The 1,507-nt window shown below is 61.1% G+C and carries 1 protein-coding gene; it reads left to right on the forward strand.

Annotated elements, in window-relative coordinates; genetic code table 11:
* Nucleotides 1-1,380, forward strand: a 1,380-nt coding sequence (thrC, locus tag BKD70_RS22960) for a threonine synthase (RefSeq protein ID WP_070415465.1), incomplete at its 5' end; no start/stop codon positions are given.
* Nucleotides 1,381-1,507 lie beyond the last annotated feature (127 nt).

Genomic DNA, 1,507 nt, shown 5'->3' on the forward strand with positions numbered 1-1,507 from the left:
CCGGCCCTGAATTTCGAAGACGTTCTGCTGGCAGGCCTTGCCACCGACGGCGGCCTGTATGTGCCGGAAAACCTGCCACGCTTCACCCAGGAAGAAATCGCCTCCTGGGCCGGCCTGCCGTATCACGAGCTGGCTTTCCGAGTGATGCGCCCGTTCGTGACCGGCAGCATTCCGGATGCGGACTTCAAGAAGATTCTGGAAGAAACCTATGGCGTGTTTTCCCACAACGCCATCGCGCCCCTGCGCCAACTGAACGGCAATGAGTGGGTACTGGAGCTGTTCCACGGCCCGACCCTGGCGTTCAAGGACTTCGCCCTGCAACTGCTCGGTCGCCTGCTCGACTACGTGCTGGAAAAACGTGGCGAGCGCGTGGTGATCATCGGTGCTACCTCCGGCGATACCGGCTCGGCGGCCATCGAAGGGTGCAAGCACTGCGAAAACGTCGACATCTTCATCCTGCACCCGCACAAGCGCGTGTCGGAAGTGCAACGTCGGCAGATGACCACCATCTTCGGTGAGAACATCCACAACATCGCCATCGAAGGCAACTTCGATGACTGCCAGGAAATGGTCAAGAACAGCTTCGCTGACCAGAGCTTCCTCAAGGGCACACGCCTGGTGGCGGTGAACTCGATCAACTGGGCGCGGATCATGGCCCAGATCGTCTACTACTTCCACGCTTCGCTGCAGTTGGGCGGCCCGGCGCGTTCGGTGTCGTTCTCGGTGCCGACCGGCAACTTCGGCGACATTTTTGCCGGTTACCTGGCGCGCAACATGGGCCTGCCGATCAACCAGTTGATCGTCGCCACCAACCGCAACGACATCCTGCATCGCTTCATGAGCGGCAACCAGTATGTGAAGGAAACCCTGCACGCCACGCTGTCGCCGTCCATGGACATCATGGTGTCGTCGAACTTCGAGCGCCTGCTGTTCGACATGCACGGTCGTAACGGCGCAGCCCTGGCCGAGTTGATGAACAGCTTCAAGCAAGGTGGCGGTTTCAGCGTCGAGCAAGAGCGCTGGACCGAAACCCGCAAGCTGTTCGATTCCCTGGCCGTGGACGATGCGCAGACCTGCGAAACCATCGCGCAGGTCTATGCCGAGACCGGCGAAGTGCTCGACCCGCACACGGCTATCGGCGTGAAAGCCGCCCGCGAATGCCGCCGCAGCCTGGATATTCCAATGGTGATCCTCGGTACCGCACACCCGGTCAAGTTCCCGGAAGCGGTCGAGAAAGCCGGCATTGGCAAGGCGCTGGATCTGCCGGAACATTTGACCGACCTGTTCGAGCGCGAAGAGCGCTGCACCGTGTTGGCCAATGACCTGAAGGCGGTGCAGGCGTTCGTCAGCCAGCATGGCAATCGGGGCAAGCCGCTCTAATCAAGAATGGGGTAGCGGGTTTGTGTGGGAGCTGGCTTGCCTGCGATGCAGGCGCCTCGGTACGACTGAATACCGAGGCGTCTGCATCGCGGGCAAGCCCGGCTCCCACATTCAGCTAACTCACCCG

This window comes from Pseudomonas sp. BS-2016 (assembly GCF_001806145.1).
Lineage (GTDB): Bacteria > Pseudomonadota > Gammaproteobacteria > Pseudomonadales > Pseudomonadaceae > Aquipseudomonas > Aquipseudomonas lundensis.